Consider the following 20,282-nt stretch of genomic DNA (forward strand, 5'->3'; position numbering starts at 1 on the left):
CTGCCACATGCAGGAGAACTTATGGACTGGATTATTGGCGCCGTATGCGCTTTTATTGTGGCGGGTGCTGCCTACGCGAAGAAGTCGCTAACCCTGTCCGGCTGCCTCGCGGCTGTGATCATGGGTACGATATATTACGGAGCGGGCAACCTGTTCTGGTTTGGAACACTGCTGTTGTTTTTTATTACCTCAACGCTGTTCTCCAAATTTCGCAAGGATCGCAAGCAGGAGCTTGAGAAATCGTATGCCAAGACGGGTAATCGTGATGCTGGACAGGTTATGGCTAACGGTGGAATCGGCATGTTTCTTGTTCTGGGGAACTGGGTCCTCCCACACCCAGCCTGGATGTATGCTTTTATCGGTGTCATGGCTACCGTTACTTCAGATACATGGGCAACCGAGTGGGGAAGTCTCAGCCGTAAGCCACCACGCTCTGTCGTGACGTGGAAGGTGCTGACTCCAGGTACCTCTGGAGGTGTTTCATTACTTGGGACACTAGCTGCTGCCATAGGCGGAGCTCTAATTGGGGCAGGAGCGTTCTTCTTTTCCTCGATTGCCGGGATCGAAGGCTTGAGTCTGCTTAGCTGGACGTGTGTCGGCCTTATCGGCGGATTGGCTGGAGCTTTTGCCGATTCCTATCTGGGCGCAACGGTTCAGTATATGTATCGTTGTACTGTGTGCGGCCGTGAGGTCGAGGTAAGTGAGCATTGTGGACACAAAACCGTTCGATCGCGTGGCTGGTCTTGGATGAGTAATGATCTGGTAAACGTGCTCAGTTCATTGATCGGCGGATGTTTGGCGATCGGTTTGGGTATCATTTTGGCGTCGTAGGGAGGGAGTGCGTTTGAGCACTGTGCAAGGAGACAAATCGGAGGCTATTCTGGATGCAGCTTACGGTATTTTCGGTTCAAAAGGATTCTATGAGACGAAAATGTCCGATATTGCGGACGAAGCGGGCATCGCGAAAGGCACCATTTATTTATATTTTAAAAATAAGGAACAATTATTTGTTGCTGTATCCAAGCGTGACTGCGACAATTTTATCAGTCGCCTGGTTTATGCGTTAAACTCACATCAGAGTACGGGGGATAAGCTCGGTGCGATAGCCAAGACTCACCTGACGTATTATTATGAGCGTCGCAATCATACCAAGATGTTTTTCATGGCGCCCAATAATGATCCGGATCTGATGAAATTCATGAAGGCATTTATGAATGAATATATGAGCATGGTGCGTGAGGTGTTAGAGAATGCTGGCGTACCTGAGCCTGTGCTGCTTGCAGAAGCTTATATCGGGATTCTCGATCGGCTAAAGATGGATATTATGCTGAATCCAGAGTTTAACGAGGAACATCTGAACAAACGAATTGCCTTTGCAGCAGCTCTGTTTCTGGACGGATGTCGTTCCTTTTTGCAAGTATAGCGTGAGTGAGCGTAGTTGCATTGCATCTTAAGTGCAGCTTCATATTGAATTTATTTTACAGAGAAGTAGGTTACGACCAATGAACATAATGACGGTAGAGCAAGTTGCGAAAAGCTATGGCGAGAAAATATTGTTTAAAGACGCCTCATTCGGTATGGGCGATCAGGACAAGATTGGTGTCGTTGGTGTCAATGGAACCGGGAAGTCCACATTCTTGCGTGTCATTGCAGGTATGGAGCCAGCGGATGAGGGACAGATCTCGATTGGTAATGACGTGCGTATACAGTTCCTGGCACAGAATCCGCAGTTTAACCCGGATAATACGGTCTTGCAACAAGTATTCGAGGGCGACAGCCCGGAGATGAAAACGGTACGTGAGTATACAGAAACAATGGAGCTACTGGAACTTAATCCTTCCGATCCGGCGCTGCAAGAGCGTTTGCTGCGCTTGAACCAGGAGATGGAGCAGCTTCAGGTCTGGCAGATGGAAAGTGAAGCGAAGAGCATTCTGTCCAAACTGGGCATTCGTCAATTCGATGCGCTGATGGGTACGTTGTCTGGTGGACAGCGCAAACGGGTAGCGCTTGCCTCTGCACTGATTCATCCCTGCGAACTGCTCATTCTGGATGAGCCTACGAACCATATTGATAATGATTCCGTAGTTTGGCTGGAACAGTATTTGCAAAAACGGCGTGGCGCCCTGCTCATGATCACGCATGATCGGTATTTCCTGGATCGTGTAGCAAATGTGATGCTGGAGCTGGATCATGGACGTTTATTCCGATATGAGGCCAACTATACTCGCTACCTGGAACTGAAGGCTGAGCGTGAAGAGCGTGAATCCGCATCTGAACAAAAGCGGCAAAATCTGCTGCGTACGGAGCTCGCCTGGATTCGTCGCGGTGCAAAAGCACGGACCACGAAACAAAAAGCGAGAATTGATCGTTTCGAAGAGTTAAAGGATCAACAAGGACCAAATCGGTCAGGCTCTTTGGAGGTATCGGTGGGTTCCACTCGTTTGGGTAAAAAAATACTGGAGATCGAGCATCTGTGCAAATCGGCAGATGGCCGCAAATTGATTGAAGATCTCAGTTACATTGCGGTACCTGGTGACCGGGTAGGTATTGTCGGTCCGAATGGCAGTGGTAAATCAACCTTACTGCAAATGATCTCCGGCAAGCTTGAACCTGATGCCGGGGAGGTTGTTGTGGGCCCGACGGTTAATCTGGGCTACTTCACTCAGGAGCATCAGGAGATGAATGAATCTCTGCGGGTTATTGAGTACATCAAGGAAGTGGCTGAGAATGTGAAAACGGCCGATGGATCTCTCATTACTGCAGCTCAGATGCTGGAACGTTTCCTCTTCACCCCTGCGTCACAGTGGACACCAATCTCCCGTCTGTCTGGCGGAGAAAAGCGCCGTCTATACCTGCTGCGTGTACTGATGGCTGCACCGAATGTTCTGCTACTGGATGAGCCGACGAACGACCTGGACATTCAGACACTCGCTGTACTCGAAGATTACCTGGATGATTTCCCGGGTGTTGTATTTGTCGTATCCCATGACCGGTACTTCCTGGATCGGACGGTGGATAAAGTACTGTCTTTTGAAGGTGGCGGTGCTGTGCGTGTACATGTCGGGGACTATAGTGAATATGCAGAATGGATGCTGAAAAATGCCCCTGGATCTTCTCAGGAAAGTGCGACGGGAACAGCAGCTAAAGTGAAACCGGCTACGGTGGAAAGTAAACCTGCTGCCTCGGCGGCGAAACCTAAGCTGAAGTTCAGCTTCAAGGAACAGCGTGAATATGACCAGATTGATGAGAATATCGAGAAGGCTGAAGCCAATCTCGCCCGAATTAATAAAGAGATGGAAGAATCGTTCAGCAATTCAGCTCGTCTGCAGGAGTTAATGGCAGAGCAGGCGGAGGCGGAGCGTCATTTGGATGAACTGATGGAACGCTGGACAGTTCTGAATGAGCTTGCGGAACAGATTGAAAACAGCAAGTCTTAAAGTATATTTTATTGAATCGTCCTCTCTTCAAAAGCGACTTGCAGTTGTCTTTTGGGGGAGGGCGATTTTTTTTGAATTGATGTAAATGAATTTATATGAAACGTTAACCATATTCAAACCGTTTATTAAATAAAGAATTCCATAGAAGGGGGAGAACTCCACATCCATGTACAGAGAACTGAATGAACAATTGGCAGTGATCAAGGAAAAGGGAAGAATGTACGAGAAATGGAATGATCGGCTGGAGAAGCTGAATCAGGAGGAAGCGGAATGGAAAACGAAAGTACAGCAGCGTCTGGAGCACCTACAGAAGGAACAAAACGATGTTGATCGACTCAACAGCATGACTTTATCAGCATTCTTTTATCATTTAATCGGCAAAAAAGAGGATCGACTGGAGAAAGAAGAACTGGAGTTGATGGAAAGTAAGGCAGAGTACGATACAGCAAGCCAGATGTTAACGGATATCCAGGAGCAGCGTTCGCGTGTGCAACAGGAGCTGGACGGACAGCGGCAATATCAATTCTGGCAAAGTGATTACAAGGTGTTATGGGGCAAAAAGGAAAACGATCTGCTGGAGAAAGATGCAGAATTGCAGCAAATGGCTGAGGATCGGGAACATCTCTCAGGAGAGCTTCAGGAGCTGAATGAGGCGGATCGAGAGGGGCAGTATCTGCTCGATGCACTTGAACGCGCTGAAAAGGCTTTGTCCTCTGCGGGAAATTGGGGAGTATACGACATGATGGGTGGGGGTATGATCTCGACTCATATTAAGCGCAGTAGAATGGATGATGCTCAGGTTGCCATTATGGATGCCGGAAGACGTCTTCGCCGATTTCAGAAGGAGCTAGAGGATGTGAAGATGGCTGTAAACACGGAATTACACCTTGGAGGCCTGCTTTCATTCGCAGACTATTTCTTCGATAATCTCTTTGTAGACTGGATGGTTCAAGACAAAATTCGCAAAGCAGAAACACAGGTGAAGGATGGACTGAGTGCAGTGCGAAGCACGATGCGTGTACTGAAGAATCAGATTCGGGAGCACAAGGTGATGTTGGAACTTCTGGAACGTAGGTATTGCGAACATATTGAACGAGCGAATTAAGCCATCTCAAAGAAGAAGGACACTTCCAGCTTGCCTCTAAACGGAGAAGCTGAAGTGTCCTTTTTTATATGATATAGGTGAATTATAGATGATCCATGTCGGCATGCCCAACAAAATCGAGATCACAACTCTGATCATTTATTCAAATGCTGTATTGCCATTCTACTTGTCCATGTGTGTGTTCACAATTTATTTGGTTGTAATATATGCAGCCAGTAGTCTCGCTGTATTCAGGACAGCGTCTTTATGCGTACGTTCCATGGAGTGAGAAGCGTGAACGCCCGGCCCAATCAATGCGGCGCGAATGTTATTTCCTCCACGTAATGCTGCGCTGCCATCGGAGCCGTATTGTGGATAAATATCAACAACATAATCAAGGTTTGCTTGTTTGGCAAGTTCGATCAGTCGAGTGGTCATATCGTAGTCATATGGTCCGGACGAATCCTTGGCACAGATGGATACATCCGTCTCTTTGCAGCTAAGGTCGTCACCCATTGCGCCCATGTCTACAGCAATCAATTCGCTGATTTCGGCAGGAATATAAGATGCTCCGTGTCCAACTTCTTCGTAGTTCGAGATAAGTAGCGAAACGTTATGTATTGGTTTCCAGTTTTCTCGATGTGCAGATTCCAGGATACCGAACAAGGCAGCTACGCTGGCTTTATCATCAAGGTGACGCGATTTGATATATCCGCTGGGCGTAATGACCGCACGGGCATCGAAGGAAATAAAGTCCCCTACAGAGATACCCAATGCTAGAACATCTTCCTTGGAAGAGACCACTTCATCAATACGCACTTCCATATGGCTCTCGCTTCGCTCAAACGTGCGTGCATCTGGATAGACGTGTACAGATGGGTGCAGGGAGAGGATGGTGCCTGTATAGGTCTTTCCATCACGTGTGTGGATGGTGCAATACTCATTCTCGATACTGTTCATGGTAAACCCACCGACAGAAGTGAGCTTCAGTGTGCCGTAGGAAGTGATGGAACGCACCATGGCTCCCAATGTATCCACATGTGCGCTCAGTCCGATCGTTCTGGAAGAATCCTGCCCAGGCAATGTGAGCACAGCTCCGCCTTTGTTGTTCAATTCAAAAACGATATTAAGTGATTCAGCTTCCTTGCGGATCATCTCAATAATATCGTGGGTATAGCCACTAGGGCTGGGAGTATCGAGTAACTTTTTCAGAAAAGATAGGACATAGGATTCGTCAATGGTAAAACTCATATAGAAATTTCCTCCTCGTTAATAAATATGCAGAAAGTTGTTCTAAAAAGAGAATACAGCCTGTCTGGCAGAATGTACAATTCCATTCTCGATAGCCAGCAGGCTGCCTCTGATGTGTTACAGCGTACCCGAAGGATTTCCTTTTCGTTGACTCTGAATGGAATCGGACTCCACAGAAGCGTTGTCCGAATCGGTCGTTCCGAATGTATCCATCGATTTAAACGAATCCAGAGAGGAGGAAGAGCTGCTTGCTGCGGAGCTTTCCAATTCGGATACACGCAGCTTCAATTGCTTGTTCTCGCGTTGCAGTCGATATTGGCGGAAGATGCCATAAGACCCTACAATGATTCCACCGATTAGGGTGCATCCAAGAATGAGCAGAATCAGCGGGATTTGAACCGTGTTAAATAGCAGGTTGACTTGAACGGAATCCACATTAATGACCGCAAAAATTCCGGTAAGTAATGCAAAAACGAGACCTGCGATGAGTGCCCATTGCATTTTCATGGTGGTGCCTCCTTGTTGAACAATTCAGAACTATGTAAGCAATTACCCTAATTCATGGAGCTTGCATCTTGCTTGATTATAAAATCCCTTGCCCATTTGGGCAAGGGATCAGGTCACATGGACGAGAAAGCAACCTTATTTCGTTAGTTGTTCCATTTGCTCAATCAGTTCCTTGAACACACTCATAGCTTCGCGAATCGGCTCTGGCGTAGACATATCCACTCCTGCTTTTTTCAGGATGTTGATGGAATAGTCACTGCCACCGCTCTTGAGGAATCCAAGATAACGGTCCACGGCAGGTTGGCCTTCTTCCAGAATTTGCTTGGAGAAACTGGTCGCTGCTGAGAAGCCGGTCGCATATTTGTACACGTAGAAGCTGTTATAGAAGTGGGGAATTCGAGCCCATTCCATCTCAATATCTTTGTCCACAACCATGCTGTTTCCATGGTATTTGACGTTAAGGTCATAATAAATTTCCGAAAGCAACTGAGGTGTAAGAGCTTCACCCTGTTCAGCACGCTCGTGAATAATTTTTTCGAATTCTGCAAACATGGTTTGACGGAATACGGTGGTACGGAACTGATCTGCATAATACGTCAGCAAGTACAGCTTTTCCTTCGGATCCGTCGATTTATTGAGCAGATAATCCATCAACAAGGCTTCATTCGTTGTGGATGCAACCTCAGCCAGGAAAATGGTGTACTGTGCATCACGATACGGAAGTGTAGTGTCTGAATAGTGGGAATGCAGTGCGTGGCCCATTTCATGTGCCAATGTAAACATGCTATTCAGGTTATCTTTGTGATTCAACAAGACGTAAGGGTGGGTGCCGTAGGCTCCCCAACTGTATGCGCCTGAACGTTTATTCTCATTTTCGTATACATCAATCCAGCGATCATCATAGCCGGCCTGTAATGCGTCTGCATAATCCTTGCCAAGCGGCTTCAAGCCATCTTTAACCGTTTGTTTTGCTTCCTCGTAGGTAATGTCCATTTTGTATTCATCCACCAATGGGGCGAAAAGGTCATACATATGCAACTTATCTACGCCGAGCAATTTTTTGCGAAGGTCCATATAACGGTGTAACAGCGGAAGGCTCTCATGAATCGTATCCACAAGATTGGTATAGACATCCTTCGGAATGTTGTCGCCGTAAAGGGACATTTCCATGACGGAAGGGTATTTCCGAACATCGGCATAAAACATGTTTTTAGTTACGTTAGCGTTCAGAGCTGCAGCAATGGTGTTCTTTTGCTTAGCATAGGTTTCATACACCGCTTTGAAGGCACGTTCGCGAACTTCCCGATTCGGATTTTCCAAGAACTGAATATAGCTGCCATGAGTCAGTTCCACTTCGTTTCCATGCTCATCCTTGATTTTCGGGAACTTGAGATCTGCGTTGTTCAACATGCTAAAGATGGTCTGTGGTGCCTGGGACAGGTTACCCACCTGTGCGAGCAATGCTTCCTCGGCTTGGCTCAGTACATGAGCCTTTTCACGTTTCATCTCTTCCAATGTGAACTTATAGGCAGAGAGTTTCTCGTTGGAGATGAGGGCATCCAACTGATCATCCGGAAGGGACAAGATTTCGGGTGTAACATAAGATAGTGCTTCACCAACCTGCACGCTTAACTTTTGTGCTTTTTGGGACAGGTTTTGATATGTAGGGTTAGCTGTGTCTTCATCTTGATGCATCCGTGCATACACAAAGAGGCGTTCGGTTTTGAGACTGATCTCATCTTCGAGTTCAAAACAGCTTTTGAGTGTCTCAGGTTTGTTCAGTTTGCCCTTGAATTCGGAGGCTTTCTTGGTCAAAGACGATACTTCTTCATATTCCTGATCCCAAGCTTTCTGATCGGCAAATAGATCTTCCAGTTTCCATGTTTGTTCAGTAGGTACCTCGGAACGTTTCAATAGTTGACTCATGGGAATCCTCCTTTGATGAAGTGAAGAATATATAGACGAAGCTGCCTTCGTCCCACTCGCTTGTGCGGAGAGAGACGAAGGAATCAGACTAAGTACCAGCAGAATGAACAGCGATTTGCGGTATTTCAACGGCCTTCCTCCTCACTATACGAATAATCCCGTATAGTATGACCTGAGGGGCATTGAAATATTTGAAGAAGCTAGGCTCCCATATTGACCAAAAAGTAAACGATCAGGAAAAATGCGAAACAAATCAGCAGGGTGGCAATCAGAGCCATGCCCCGTCTTAAACGATCCGGGATGGAGTTGCGTCCCAGAATCAGCACGATTCCTAGGGAAAAAGCAAGAATAATAAAGATGACAACATTGCTTGAGTCAAGCTGCATGGGCTAGACCCCTTTGAAGGCAGCCATCAGTTGACGCCATTCGTCCTCGCGGTTCTCAAAATCTTCTTTTGGGAAGCGACGTTCAGCCCAGTGCATCAACGCAGGACGGCTGAGGAATGTATGGCATTCTTCTCCCCATTCTTCCGAGATTTCACGAAGCACCAGATATTTGCCTTGAACTTCTACGGTCATCATATTCCACTTGTCTGTTTTGTATATTTCATGTTTTTTTATCATAGGTAGTCTCCAAACTAACGGTTTTGGTAAAATGATACCGTACCCTTGGATTCAAAGCAAATTTTTTCGACTTTTATGGAAAAGATAAATTGCAATGTAGAAGGTCATACAGTATAATAAGGGTATTCGCCATAGATGGCGATATTTTTAGGAGGTTTTTCATTTGAAAGGTACAGTTAAATGGTTTAACGCAGAAAAAGGCTATGGCTTTATTTCAGTTGAAGGCGGCGAGGACGTATTCGTACATTTCTCCGCAATCCAAGGCGACGGCTTTAAAACATTGGAAGAAGGTCAAGCGGTAGAATTCGAAATTACTGATGGAAACCGTGGTCCTCAAGCAGCTAACGTAAACAAATTGTAAGAATATTTCCGGTTAAACGGATTTCTTATAAATGATTGGCTTCTAGCTGAATATATGAACCCAAGCGCAGTCCCCCCCATGGGAGGCTGTGCTTTTTTTGATATGTTTTGATATGTTGAGATCCATAAGGGAAATCCTTGTTGGATGCTTATGTGCGGCTAGTCATGCTTGACCAAAGCTTCATGGAAAATCCAACAAGTGCGGCCAGGGAAAACGCCATCGCAGTGAGATAGAAGGTGTTTCTGTTGGTATGCTCCAGCAGCAATCCTCCCAGTGTTCCGCTGAGCAGACCGGAAGCGCTGGACCACACAATGGTGAACAGGGCCATACCAGTGGCGCGATAGCCATCCGGAACAAGGCGGGTAATATAACGGACTGCAGTCACGTAGAAGATGCCAAAGGTCACGCTATGCATCGTCTGAATAGCAACGACTGCCGCGGGTGTATCTGAGATGGACATCAGAAATAAGCGAATCGTATACATCAGTGCAGCGATCGTGAGCAAAGGAAGTTCTTTGTAGCGTTTGCCGTATCTGCTTAGCAGCAAAAACACTGGAATCTCACTGACCGAAGAGATCAACAGGGACCAGCCGATCAGCCCTTCACTGGCACCTAGATCTTTCAGCGTAATGGTAAGAAAGGCTTCATTCATCCGGTGACCCAGAGCGAGCAGGAAAACGCAACCGAAAAAGGTGAGGACATCCCTTCGTTTCAAGATGGACCACAGACCCGAAAGATCCATTTTAGTGCTGCTGCCCGAAGGCTGCTCTTTTAATCGAAAACCGATCAGAAGAGTAGTCGCGGCCAGGGCGATACATACCCACATCGTCCATCCCGGTCCGAAAGATCCGAGAAAATATCCAATGCTTAACGCAAAGAACGCATATCCGATCGAGCCAAATACACGAATGGAAGTGAAATTACGTCCATACTTGCTCGCGGTTGTAATCGCCATCGTATCGGAAAGTGGATAAACCGGGTAGTAGAAAAAGTAAAACAGGGCCACCAGTACAAACACCTGACCAAAGGTTGTGGCATTGGCAAGCATGACACCTGTGATCAGTTGCCCGGCAAGCAAGATGATCATCACTTTGCGTACAGTTTTGTAGCGGTCACTGGCCATACTCCAGAACATGTTGGAGAATACGGAGACTAGAGGACCGATTCCGTAGAGGTAACCGATTTCGGCCCGACTGAATCCCAGATGACTGAAGTAAAGCTGGAAATACGATACCACCAGTACAGTGGAACCGAAGATGGTGAACATAAGTGCCCGCAGCCAGTTTTGATCTGGCCGGGCGGTATGACTTGATTTCATGATGAAAGCTCCATTCTTGATTACAGTTCAAATTTATTATCCCTTGAGGGAAGATGATTTTCCGGATGAGGGTACAGACATGGTAGGTTCCTTCTGTGTACGCCGGATGACAAGCCAGACAATGACAAGCTCGGCAAGCAGTCCGAGGGATTGAGCCACTGCACCGATCATGCCGTTCCACGCAGGGAATATACTGACCAGAATGAGCAGGACGATCACCGTACATATGGCATTGGCCGTCTGGGAGCGGAACATCGTTTTGGTCTGTCCGCGCAGCAGAATCAAACCATTGCTGAAGTCGAGAAAAGGTGAAATCAGCGGAAACAGTACAAACGCACGCAGCGTCCACAAACTTTGCTGTAGCAGATTGCCCTGAACGCTCATTACATTTTCCAATACCCACGGTCCAATCGGGGTGTAAGCAATCGATACGGTCATGGCAAAAGGAACAAATCCGGTGACCAGTGCGAACTTCTTCACCAGTTTGGCATCAACAAGATAGAAATTCAGCACGATTTGGTGAATGTATGTAAAAAAGCTTAGCATCAGCTGCATCAGGCTACTCGCAACGGCAAAGGAAGAGATGGCCAGAGCAATCCCGGTCGTTTTGCCAAGAACGATATTAATAACGGGTCCGATAAACAGGGCCACGAAACTGGATAATAATAGCGGCTTGTAAAAGCGAAAGACGTCTGCCTTGTTTTCAACGGGATGATCCTCCAACTTGGCTGGCATCTTGCGTTTGATGCTGTTACCTTCAAGAAAACTGACCAAAGCCTCAATCATCATACCCGCGGCAAAAATGATAGCGCCTACACGTCCACTGTCAATGCTGTCTGTATATATGAAATACAAGGACAGGCCATACATGCCGGCAAGACGGAATAACATGCCGATCGTCAGCCATTTTGTACGGTTATTCGTAATAATGATGCCCTGATAGATATTGCGGATGACCGAAAAGATGCTGACATACATGAGAATCTCGTAGACGTCGATCACTTTGGATAACAGATCCGGGCTTACGCCAAACAGATATTTGAATACACCTGTTCCAATGGGAGAATATACGATGAGAAATCCGATGAGAAGTACACAAGCGAGAAATATTTTGGTCACAAACGTGAGGGCCTGAAAGGAAAGGCGATCCCGAACCAGCGCCGAACAGGTTTGACGCAGCAGGGTTGAAGGGCGCTCGGTGAGAGTTAGCAGGCTACCGGCGATAGCGTAGCTGGCAATGACCGTCTCGGGATGAGCAGAACGTGCGAGTGTGCTGTTAATGATTACGTGCGAGATGGTAACGAGAGAGGCGGATATGCCCAGCGGCACAAAAAATGCAAATAACCGTCTCCACGAAAGTGGTTCACTTGACGTCATGTCAACGACTCCTTTGATGGATGAAATATGCCTAGTATATCACAAAGCCTTGGAAGCGGATGCGATTTTTTGTGCGGAATATGCGGGAGATCATTTGTACAATTAAGGGGATCATATTATAATAGGATTGGTTAAAAATCGCTCTAATACGTATTCAACCAAGTGGAGGCACATTTATTTTGAGCCAATCAAATCGAAATCGTCATCAATATCCGCGTGGACCGTTGGCATTGATGAGAGGGGTGTACAAATACACCATTCCGGAAACGCGGAAGGAATTGGATGGATGGCGTGCCCAGGCTGAGAAAATTCCGAATGAGGAATTGCGCAATCAGGCACTGTCCAGTCTCAGGGACAAGCAGTTCCACTGTGAAGGCGGGACCGTTTATGCTTTACCTGATTTGCCGAACAGGCACATTCTGATTCCACTGATCGTTTCATATCAGACTATTAGTGATTATTTGGACAATCTGTGTGATCGCAGTACATCGATGGACCCGAATGACTTTCGGCTTCTCCATCAATCAATGCTTGATGCGGTAGATCCCGAAGCAACCCCTGTCAATTATTACGCGCTCCGTGAGGAGCAGGATGATGGTGGATACCTAAGGAATCTGGTGACCTCATGTCAGGAGCTGACCCGTCAGCTGCCAGGCTATGCATCCGCCAAGCCTCAAATTCAGGATCTGGCAGGCCTATACACGGACCTGCAGGTATATAAGCACATCAAGCCGGAACTGAGAGAAACGGCATTGCTGGAATGGTGGTCGGAACATCGTCACCGCACACCTCAGTTCCGTTGGAACGAATTTGCCGCCGCTACCGGCTCTACGCTGGGCGTATTCATGCTGTTTCTGGCTGCGAGTGATGATCAGCTGACAGAAGAGCAGGCGGCTTCGATCCACACTGCCTATTTTCCTCATGTATGCGCATTGCACATTATGCTCGATTATTTAATCGATCAGGATGAAGATCGCATCGGAGGAGATCTCAACTTCTGCAATTATTATGAGAATGTGGAGACAATGCTGGACCGAATTGCTTTTATTGTGGAGATGGCCCGCAGTGATGTGCAGAAGATTCCGGGAAGTGCGTTTCACCGGATGATTATCGAAGGACTGCTTGCCATTTACCTGTCTGATCCCAAAGTCAGCGAACAACAGGAAGTTCGCGTCGTTTCCAAGCGTTTGATGAAGAATAGTCCGATGACAAGAGTATTTTTCTTTATCTTTAGCCGCTGGATTCGTAAGCATATGTAAGTCAGGCGTATTGTGGTGGGAGCCTGAAGTGAAACTAGAGGAGGAAGAAACATCATGACAGCAGTAAAGAAAATCGCAGTTTTAACGAGCGGTGGTGATTCACAAGGGATGAACGCGGCTGTTCGTGCGGTTGTTCGCAGCGGACTGTTTCACGGTCTCGAAGTGTACGGGGTTCAACGTGGATACCAGGGTCTTTTGAATAACGATATTTTCCCAATGGACTTGCGGAGTGTAGGGGATATCATCCAGCGTGGGGGAACGGTTCTGCAATCGGCACGCTGCAAGGAATTCTATACCGCTGAAGGTCAGCAAAAAGGTGCGGACATTCTGCGTGCACGCGGCATTGACGGGCTGGTTGTTATTGGTGGGGACGGTTCATACAACGGCGCCAACAAACTGAGCAAGCTGGGCATCAACACGATGGGTCTTCCGGGAACGATTGATAATGACGTTTCTTTCACCGATTACACGATCGGATTCGATACAGCAGTAAGCGTAGTAGTAGATGCAGTTAACAAATTGCGCGATACCATGTCTTCACACGAACGTTCTTCCATCGTTGAAGTAATGGGTCGTCACTGTGGCGATATCGCTTTACATGCAGGACTCGCATCGGGTGCAGAAACGATTCTTGTACCGGAAGTTCCGTTTGACATGGACGAAGTGGCAGATCGCATGAAAGCCAACTTTGCACATGGCAAACGCCACAGTATCATCATCGTTGCTGAAGGCGTGGGCAAAGGTGAGGATGTAGCAAAAGAACTGATGGAACGCTGCCCAACATATGAGCCACGTGTAACTGTTTTGGGTCACATTCAGCGTGGAGGTACGCCAACTCCGTTTGACCGTAACCTTGCCAGTCGTCTTGGAGATTTCGCTGTTCGCAGTCTGATTGCAGGTGAGACAGACAAAGGTTGCGGTATTATCAAGGGAGAACTGACCCTGACCGATATTGATAAAGTTGTTAATACGAAAAAAGACTTCGATATGGTGACTTACGAGCTTGCACAGCGTTTGTCCCAATAATCCAGTTATCATCAAAAGTTCAAAACAAAAAGAGCACAGTCCCGATTTACAGCGGGCTGTGCTCTTTTTGTTATATTTCCATTATTTATTTTCAGCCATACGAACCGAGGCTTGCTTCTGCACAAGGAACAATCTCCAGAGAAGCGCCGTTGCTCCAACGGCGAGGCCGGCAATGAGTCCAACCCAGTATCCAAAGGCACCGAGTGAAGTATACGTAGCCGTGATGTAGCCGACAGGTAGACCGATGATCCAGTACGCGACAAACGTTATGATCAATGCAGGATTCACGTCCTTGTAGCCCCGAAGTGCTCCCTGCGTTGGGGTGGCAATGGCATCAGAGATTTGAAAGAAGATGGCGTAAATCAGGAAATGCTGTGTCAAAGCAATAACCTCGTGATCATTCGAGTACACGCCTGCAATTTGTTCCCCGAATACCAGTAATACCACAGCTGTTAACAGAGAGAGCCCAATGGCACCTCCGATACCCAGGAGACTATATTGCTTTGCGTCTCTCACACGCCCTGCACCCGCCTCATAGCCCACAAGAATTGTAAGGGCCATACATATACTCACAGGCAGCATATACAGCGTAGAAGCGAAATTCAGGGCTGCCTGGTGGGCAGCAATCGTAATAGTGTCGAACCGGCTCATTAATAATGTGACTGCTGCAAAGATGGAAGTTTCAAAAAAAGTAGCGAAACCGATGGGAACGCCGATCTTGAGCAGCTCTTTCCATTTGGTCAATGAAATTTTGGGCATTTTCCGAAAGATACCATATTGGGCAAAGGGCTCAATCCGGTGTACGAAAAAGAGGCTGAGGAGAAAAATGAGCCAATATGTACTTGCTGTAGCCACACCTGCTCCAACACCTCCCAGTTGTGGGAAGCCCCAACGTCCGAAGATAAGTAAATAGTTCAGGAAGATGTTTACTGGCAGCGAAACCAGCGTAATCATCATGGTGATCCGTGTCTGTCCCAGTGCATCCATAAAACTCCGCAGCACAGTGTAGCCGAAAAGGGGGATAACCCCAAAAGCCAAAGCACACAGGAAATAGAAGGCGACTTGGGCAACTCGGGGCTCCAAAGGCATTCCGTTTAGAATCGGACTGAGCAGCAATGTGCCTGCTGCAAGAACGACGATTCCGACCGCCACACCGAGATATAAGGCTTGAATGACGCTATGACCAATCTTGTCATTACGCTTCGAACCGAGCAGGTGGGAGACGACAGGTGTAATGCCAATCAGAATACCACTTAGTCCTGTCTGCACCGGCAACCACAGACTTGTGCCAATGGCGACACCCGCGAGATCAGCAGGGGAGAACTTGCCTGACATATTGGTATCGAAAAACGACATGGCAGAGAGGGCGATTTGTGTGGTGAAGATGGGTAGAAATATAATCAGGAATTGCTTTACTTTTTGAGAAAAGCTGGTGGTGGTCATGTTCACTGGCAGTGCCTCACTTCTTAAGAGTTATCACTAAACTGTCATGTACGGACAGCTATTTATTGTAGTAGATTTTGCCCGATTTGAATAGGGAGGGGAACGTGGTTGTGTGGAAGGTAAGGTTGAGAGCATAGTAAAAAACCTCGTTCCAGAGAATATGGAACGAGGTTATTGGAGTAAAGTGAACAAAAAAGAGTGTATTATTTATAGTTTACATCTGGTGTATATCGATTGGAGGCATTCCAGAGCAGGTACTCATCCACATCCATGTCTTTCATCGCGCGAATTTGGTCCTCTACCTGTTTTTTGCCGTATTTGATGTAATGTCCACTGCCTAACCAGCTCGCTGTAAAGTCCTGAATCCATGGGCGGATAACGGGTTTCAGCTCCTTGGTTGGATCCAGTTTCTTATGTGTATCTTTCATGGAGCCTTTGATGGTTGTATAGGGATCTTTGTCAGGGTCCTTCACACCGTACCAGCCGGTGGAGTAGTGACTTGGGTAAACCATCGGCGAGATGACATCCACGTTTTCAGATATCTTCACAAAATCCTGTCCAATACCCTCGGCTGCTGGAACAGAGGCGGCGTAACCGAATATATCAACCGAGACTCGAACACCCAGCGGTGCGAGCTCCTTGCGTGCATACTGCACGAATTCGGCTACAATGTCGACCCGGGACTTTTCAGACTTGGTGTATTTCAATGCGTCTGCACGCGTTTCAAAACCTTCCGGAAAACGAACATAGTCGAACTGGATTTCCTTAAATCCCAATTTAGCAGCTTCCTTGGCAATCTCTATATTGTAATCCCATACTTCCTTGCTGTAGGGATTCACGAAGCTGTCGCCTTTACCATTGGCCCATACAGAACCGTCCTTATTGCGGAAAGAGAGCTCCGGATTTTTCTTGGCGAGAATCGTATCCTTAAATACTACCACTCGTGCGATCGGGTAAACATCATGTTTTTGCAGACGTTTCATCAAGGCATCAATATCACGGATAAAAGGCTGAGATTTGCCCATTTCCTGTAACGTCTTGTTCTCCGTAGGGTAAGTTATGTATCCGAGATCGTCCTTGATATCAATGACCATGGAATTGAGCTCTGTGTTATCCATTAGATCGAGTAATGATGTCATCCGTGCACCACCGGCGCTGTAAGCCGTCACATAGATGCCTTTGACAACGGGTGCATCGGGTTGTGGGTCAATTTTGGCAGGTGGTTTATCCGCATCAATAACGACTTGATCTTTTTGAGATTGAATGATGGCGGTGTTGAAACTGTTTGTTAATGATTGAAAGGGTTGATTCCCTTGATCAGCTGTAGCTGGTGTACCACTGAAGGTTCCCCAGGCCATAGCCAGTAAAGCCCAAAACATGTTCATTCATTTCCACTCCCCTATGTGCATTCCATGTTTGAATTATACAATAAAGCCTCTGGGCTTTTAACCATATTATTCAAGTGATGAAACACATGGGGAAAATGAAAACCGCTTCCTGTTGAGGGGTAACCCCCACAAGAAGCGGCGTGATCAATCTAAAAAAATTATTGAATGTAGATCTCATTTTGATGCTCACAAATACTGTACTGAATGATTTCCATTGCGTCTCCCTGTTCCAGGATGCCCAGCCCATCCCGGAGAACAATCAGTGAGTCGAGCTCATTCGGTTTTAAGAAAGGGAGCATTTCCGGGCACCATTTGTTGACGATTTCAAACAGTTTTACCGTTTCCATATCCACAATAATCACCCTTCCCTACTCGAATTCCAAAATGGTAAGTCATTCGGCGCGATTCGGAAAAGCACATGGTTCTGTGAAATTGAAGGGCACATTCTGCTATACAACATATTTAGGAGCCGTACAACGTTATTATACCACAATGTTTAGAATTGTTAACCGTACATCTGTCTCAACTTCGGCGGAAAGAGCCCATAACTCCAACCGTTTCCACAATATTAACAAAGGCGTTCGGATCCGTTTCCTTGATAATTCGTTTGATTTCAACGAGTTCGTAGCGAGTAGTCACTGTCATTAACATGTCCTTTTCGATGTCTGTATATGCTCCCTGGGTTTTGATTTTGGTGACCCCACGAGGGCGAACAAGCAATTTTTTCAACATCGCTTCGGTTTCATTGGTAATAATGTACAATGTGACTTTGACATGGCTGATATGAATCAGATCCAGCACTTTACCTGTGATATAAATCGATACCATGGAGGCAAGCGCGATGTTCCAGTCATCATTCAGATATCCTGCCAGCATAATAATGGCTCCGTTCATGCCAGCCATTACCGTACCAATCGGGAAATCACGATTACGGGTGAAAATGGAACCAACAATGTCCAGCCCGCCCGTCGAGCCGCCGACTCGGAAAGAAACTCCGGTACCTAGTCCCACTAACACGCCGCCAAATACACAGCTCAGAAGGGGGTCTGTTGCCACAGCAAAAACAGGCAGAAGCGCGATGAACCATGAAGTGGCTGCTACCGAAACAATACTTAATGTAATGAAGCGTCGTCCAAGAATAAACCAACCTGCAATGAGCAGAGGGATGTTCAGAACAAAATACATTATACTAAGATTCAAATTCGTAAAATAGCCGAGAAGCATGGAAATACCGGATACCCCGCCGCTAAGAAGCTGATGGGGAACCAAAAACCAGTTGAAGCCGCAGGCAATAGCTGCAGCACCCAATACGATCACTAAAAAGTGCCAAATCATTTTGGGCAATTTAATCACCTCATTTATATTTAAAGCCAGATTGCTGGTAATCTTGAATTGTTTTGTGATATAATAATTTGTGGATATTCTTGAGTAGGAAACTTTTCCTAAATGGAGCAATAAAATTTTGAAATGTTTCAAACACATGTATGTAGTTTTAGTCTTATGTTTGGGACCCATTCATGGAATTATATTCGTTCGTGAAAATAATTTGGCTTGATGGGATACCCTATAAATATTAACGCTACTTAAGAATACAGACAACAAAGTGGATTGTCCACCATGTCCACCATATAAAAGGAGCATGAATAATTTTGACAAATTTAAATTTCACAGATTTCAATCTTGAACCACTGGTGCTGCAAGCCATCACTGAGCTCGGGTTTGAAGAAGCAACACCGATCCAATCCAAAGCGATTCCTTTGGCACTCGAAGGCAGAGATTTGATTGGTCAAGCACAAACAGGTACGGGTAAAACAGCTGCATTCGGTATTCCGTTGATCAGCAAAATCACTAAAAGTGACGAGAAAATCCGCGCCCTCATTATGGCACCTACACGTGAACTTGCAATCCAAGTTGCTGAAGAAATCGAAAAACTCACTCGCTTCAAAGGTCTGCGCTCCCTGCCAATCTACGGCGGACAAGATATCGTTCGTCAGATTCGTGCATTGAAAAGAAAACCACAGATTATTATTGGTACACCTGGACGTCTCCTTGACCACATCAACCGCAAAACAATCAAACTTGATGATGTACAAACTGTTGTATTGGATGAAGCAGATGAAATGCTCGACATGGGTTTCATGGAGGATATTCAATCCATCCTGAAACAAGTTCCAGACGAGCGCCAAACAATGCTGTTCTCAGCAACAATGCCTCCTAACATTCAAAAATTGGCACAACAATTCTTGAACAATCCTGAGCACATTTCTGTGATCCCGAAACATGTTAGTGCACCATTGATTGACCAATCTTATATCGAAGTACCTGAGCGTCAAAAATTCGAAGCACTTAGCCGTTTGTTGGATATGGAATCTCCTGAGCTGGCGATCGTATTCGGACGTACAAAACGTCGTGTTGACGAATTGGCTGAAGCTTTGCAAAAACGTGGATATTCTGCAGACGGTCTTCATGGTGACTTGTCCCAGAATCAACGTGATGCGGTAATGCGTAAGTTCCGTGACGGCAGCATTGACGTTCTCGTTGCAACAGACGTGGCTGCACGTGGTCTCGATGTATCCGGCGTAACTCACGTTGTGAACTTTGACCTTCCGCAAGATCCGGAGAGCTATGTTCACCGTATCGGCCGTACAGGTCGTGCGGGTAAAGAGGGTGCTGCATGGTCTTTCGTTACTCCGCGTGAGATCGACCACCTGCACTTTATCGAGCGTGTAACACGTCACCGTATTCCGCGCAAACCACTGCCAACAATGGCTGAGGCTGTAGAAGGAAAACAACGTTTGACAGCTGAGCGTTTGCTCGAAATCGTACAATCTGGCGAACTGAACGAATACAAAGGTATCGCGATTCAAATGCTTGAGCAATATGATTCTGTTCAACTGTTGTCAGCTGCTCTGAAGCTCCTGACAGGTGACAAAAAAGATGCTCAAGTTGATCTGACTCCTGAAGATCCGATCCGTGCAAAACGTCGTAAACCGGATGTTCGCTCTGGCGGACGCAAACCATCTGGTTACAGCGGCAACCGCAGCAGCAGTGGTGGTGGCGGTAGTTACAACCGTGATCGCAACAGCAGTGGCGGCGGACGTGGTGGATACAACCGCGATCGTAACAGCAGTGGAACTGGAAGTGGAAGTGGAAGCAGAGAAGGTGGTTACAACCGTGACCGCAAACCGCGTCCAAGCAACAACGAAGGACGTCGTCCTGCCAAAGATTCTTCTTTCGAATAATATACAAGTGTGAACTGGAAAATGGGGCAGGGCGACTGCT

The 20,282-nt window shown here is 46.7% G+C and carries 19 protein-coding genes; 8 read left to right on the plus strand and 11 right to left on the minus strand.

Features of this window, described 5'->3' with window-relative positions; translation table 11 throughout:
• Positions 1-21 precede the first annotated feature (21 nt).
• From BUA17_RS00310 to BUA17_RS00325, 4 genes are all read left to right on the plus strand, one after another.
• Entirely contained in the window at positions 22-831 is an 810-nt protein-coding gene (locus tag BUA17_RS00310; protein ID WP_063564953.1) for a DUF92 domain-containing protein, read from the plus strand.
• A 13-nt stretch (positions 832-844) separates the two neighbouring features.
• A complete protein-coding gene (locus BUA17_RS00315) occupies positions 845-1,423 on the plus strand; it encodes a TetR/AcrR family transcriptional regulator (protein WP_063564880.1) in 579 nt (192 codons plus the stop codon).
• Between the two features lie 79 nt (positions 1,424-1,502).
• A complete protein-coding gene (locus tag BUA17_RS00320) occupies positions 1,503-3,437 on the plus strand; it encodes an ABC-F family ATP-binding cassette domain-containing protein (protein WP_072732299.1) in 1,935 nt (644 codons plus the stop codon).
• 166 nt (positions 3,438-3,603) lie between these two features.
• Positions 3,604-4,542: a hypothetical protein gene (locus tag BUA17_RS00325; RefSeq protein WP_072732300.1), complete on the plus strand. Its 939-nt coding sequence runs from the start codon at positions 3,604-3,606 to the stop codon at positions 4,540-4,542.
• A gap of 189 nt (positions 4,543-4,731) precedes the next feature.
• Here BUA17_RS00325 and BUA17_RS00330 read toward each other — a convergent pair whose 3' ends face one another.
• The 5 genes from BUA17_RS00330 to BUA17_RS00350 all read right to left on the minus strand — a co-directional run bounded on the left by BUA17_RS00330 (position 4,732) and on the right by BUA17_RS00350 (position 8,828).
• Positions 4,732-5,772: a M42 family metallopeptidase gene (locus BUA17_RS00330; RefSeq protein ID WP_072732301.1), complete on the minus strand. Its 1,041-nt coding sequence runs from the start codon at positions 5,770-5,772 to the stop codon at positions 4,732-4,734.
• Between the two features lie 117 nt (positions 5,773-5,889).
• Positions 5,890-6,279 (minus strand): LapA family protein, encoded by a 390-nt coding sequence (locus BUA17_RS00335; protein WP_063564876.1) that lies wholly within the window; start codon positions 6,277-6,279, stop codon positions 5,890-5,892.
• 135 nt (positions 6,280-6,414) lie between these two features.
• Positions 6,415-8,205: an oligoendopeptidase F gene (gene pepF, locus BUA17_RS00340; RefSeq protein ID WP_063564875.1), complete on the minus strand. Its 1,791-nt coding sequence runs from the start codon at positions 8,203-8,205 to the stop codon at positions 6,415-6,417.
• A 200-nt stretch (positions 8,206-8,405) separates the two neighbouring features.
• Positions 8,406-8,591 (minus strand): hypothetical protein, encoded by a 186-nt coding sequence (locus BUA17_RS00345; protein ID WP_024629224.1) that lies wholly within the window; start codon positions 8,589-8,591, stop codon positions 8,406-8,408.
• Between the two features lie 3 nt (positions 8,592-8,594).
• Positions 8,595-8,828, minus strand: coding sequence for a hypothetical protein (locus BUA17_RS00350; RefSeq protein WP_024629225.1), 234 nt, complete (start codon positions 8,826-8,828; stop codon positions 8,595-8,597).
• 163 nt (positions 8,829-8,991) lie between these two features.
• Between BUA17_RS00350 and BUA17_RS00355 the strand changes: the two genes are divergently transcribed.
• Entirely contained in the window at positions 8,992-9,189 is a 198-nt protein-coding gene (locus BUA17_RS00355) for a cold shock domain-containing protein (RefSeq protein WP_017689394.1), read from the plus strand.
• 148 nt (positions 9,190-9,337) lie between these two features.
• On the opposite strand, the gene BUA17_RS00360 is transcribed toward BUA17_RS00355, so the two are convergent.
• Both BUA17_RS00360 and BUA17_RS00365 read right to left on the minus strand, forming a co-directional pair.
• Positions 9,338-10,507 carry an MFS transporter gene (locus BUA17_RS00360; protein ID WP_072732302.1) on the minus strand — a complete coding sequence of 390 codons (1,170 nt, stop codon included), beginning with the start codon at positions 10,505-10,507 and terminating at the stop codon, positions 9,338-9,340.
• 36 nt (positions 10,508-10,543) lie between these two features.
• Positions 10,544-11,884 carry a hypothetical protein gene (locus BUA17_RS00365; RefSeq protein ID WP_063564873.1) on the minus strand — a complete coding sequence of 447 codons (1,341 nt, stop codon included), beginning with the start codon at positions 11,882-11,884 and terminating at the stop codon, positions 10,544-10,546.
• Positions 11,885-12,063: 179 nt separating this feature from the next.
• Here BUA17_RS00365 and BUA17_RS00370 point away from each other — a divergent pair, with 179 nt between their 5' ends.
• Entirely contained in the window at positions 12,064-13,143 is a 1,080-nt protein-coding gene (locus tag BUA17_RS00370) for a tetraprenyl-beta-curcumene synthase family protein (protein WP_170867762.1), read from the plus strand.
• A gap of 54 nt (positions 13,144-13,197) precedes the next feature.
• Positions 13,198-14,169, plus strand: coding sequence for a 6-phosphofructokinase (pfkA, locus tag BUA17_RS00375; protein WP_053783630.1), 972 nt, complete (start codon positions 13,198-13,200; stop codon positions 14,167-14,169).
• A gap of 81 nt (positions 14,170-14,250) precedes the next feature.
• Here the strand turns inward: pfkA and BUA17_RS00380 are convergent, their stop codons facing one another.
• From BUA17_RS00380 to BUA17_RS00395, 4 genes are all read right to left on the minus strand, one after another.
• Positions 14,251-15,612 carry an MATE family efflux transporter gene (locus tag BUA17_RS00380; RefSeq protein WP_063564945.1) on the minus strand — a complete coding sequence of 454 codons (1,362 nt, stop codon included), beginning with the start codon at positions 15,610-15,612 and terminating at the stop codon, positions 14,251-14,253.
• 203 nt (positions 15,613-15,815) lie between these two features.
• Positions 15,816-16,997, minus strand: coding sequence for a putative glycoside hydrolase (locus BUA17_RS00385; protein WP_072732303.1), 1,182 nt, complete (start codon positions 16,995-16,997; stop codon positions 15,816-15,818).
• Positions 16,998-17,158: 161 nt separating this feature from the next.
• Positions 17,159-17,347, minus strand: coding sequence for a hypothetical protein (locus tag BUA17_RS00390; protein ID WP_170867818.1), 189 nt, complete (start codon positions 17,345-17,347; stop codon positions 17,159-17,161).
• A gap of 175 nt (positions 17,348-17,522) precedes the next feature.
• A complete protein-coding gene (locus BUA17_RS00395; protein WP_063564800.1) occupies positions 17,523-18,344 on the minus strand; it encodes a YitT family protein in 822 nt (273 codons plus the stop codon).
• Positions 18,345-18,649: 305 nt separating this feature from the next.
• On the opposite strand from BUA17_RS00395, the gene BUA17_RS00400 reads away from it, so the two are divergent.
• On the plus strand, positions 18,650-20,242 hold the full coding sequence (locus BUA17_RS00400; protein ID WP_063564799.1) for a degradosome RNA helicase CshA: 1,593 nt from the start codon (positions 18,650-18,652) through the stop codon (positions 20,240-20,242).
• Positions 20,243-20,282 lie beyond the last annotated feature (40 nt).

Origin of the sequence: Paenibacillus sp. ov031 (assembly GCF_900143165.1) — a bacterium.
In the GTDB taxonomy this organism is placed as follows: Bacteria; Bacillota; Bacilli; order Paenibacillales; family Paenibacillaceae; genus Paenibacillus; species Paenibacillus marchantiae.